The organism is Mesorhizobium sp. M7A.F.Ca.CA.002.05.1.1 (assembly GCF_003998335.1).
In the GTDB taxonomy this organism is placed as follows: Bacteria; Pseudomonadota; Alphaproteobacteria; order Rhizobiales; family Rhizobiaceae; genus Mesorhizobium.
In genome coordinates, this window is sequence record NZ_RZQI01001305.1 from 1 (window position 1) to 1,144 (window position 1,144).

A 1,144-nucleotide genomic window follows, 5' to 3' on the forward strand; every position below is an offset into this window, starting at 1 on the left:
GTTCTTGCTCACGGGCCCCGCCAATCCAGCTTGCAGATTTCGGCCGAACGGCCGGCGAAATTCCAGTTGCGGCCGAAAGCCCGCATCTTGCTCTTGTCAGACCTTGCCACGACAATCTCGGGCGCGATCCAGTATTCCGAATTGCTGATCACCGTATCCTTGTCGCGATCCTTGCCGGGGATGGGTGTCACCGCCCCGTCGATAATCTTCGGTATCTGGAAGATACGCGTCTTGTCACGCGTCTCATAGGTGATCGGCACTTGTTCGACGCCGAGGAATTTGCCGACCAGGATGGAGAGCAGCGATGTGGTTCCGCCTGCCTTGCCCGTGAAGATCTTGGTCAGCGCCTTGACCGCGTAGACCGAGGCTCGGCTGTCGATGAACAGGCCGGCGGTCCAGTTGCCGCGGCTCATGTAGCCGGGGATTTCTATGATCAGCCCGAGATTGAGGCCGGACAGATCGACCTCACCGAAATGGCCTGCATCGATACGAAACCCCGCCCAGGTCTGGCAATAGCCTTCGGTCGGCGGATGATTGCCAAGCGATAGCACGCAGGGGCAAAAAACCGTGCAATTGCAGGAGAGTACGAGCTCTCCCTTCATCGCCCAGCTCTGGTCTGCCATCGATTTTCCCCCACTCATAGCGAGACTACTAGCAGCGCGGCTGCCCAGACAAGCAGTATCGCACCGGCCAGCCGGGTTGGAACCCTGCTGGCTGTTTGTTTTTCGATCAGGGTGAACAGCCCGATCAACGCCATCCAGAAAATGTTCATGACGCCAACGGCGAACATCACCAGCATCAAGGCCCAGCAGCAGCCGAGACACCACAGACCTTGCGCGACACCGAGCCGAAAGATGTTAAGGGGCCTTGCGCTCCAGTTCGAAAACAGGACCGAGAACGGGTTCTTGCATTTCTTCAGGCAAGCTTCCTTGAGGCCGCTGAACTGGTAGAGGCCGGCAATCACGAGAGCGAGCGCACCGGCAAGGCCGACGACCGGATCGAGCATCCCGGCTGACGAGGCGAATGCATGGACGGCCAAGGTCAGCGCCGCGAACATCATTGAAGCGGCGAGCCAGACGCTTAGGTAACCGGCGACCAGCACCAGCGGGTGAACGACCGGTTCGCCCTTGATGCGAGCCGTGTC

2 protein-coding genes are annotated in these 1,144 nt (G+C 59.6%); both read right to left on the reverse strand.

The genetic code is table 11. The features are described 5' to 3' along the window. Positions 1-8 precede the first annotated feature (8 nt). Positions 9-623: a DUF1326 domain-containing protein gene (locus EN939_RS35095; protein ID WP_127271928.1), complete on the reverse strand. Its 615-nt coding sequence runs from the start codon at positions 621-623 to the stop codon at positions 9-11. Positions 624-637: 14 nt separating this feature from the next. After that, positions 638-1,144, reverse strand: a 507-nt coding sequence (locus EN939_RS35100) for a DUF2182 domain-containing protein (protein ID WP_206528439.1), incomplete at its 5' end; no start/stop codon positions are given.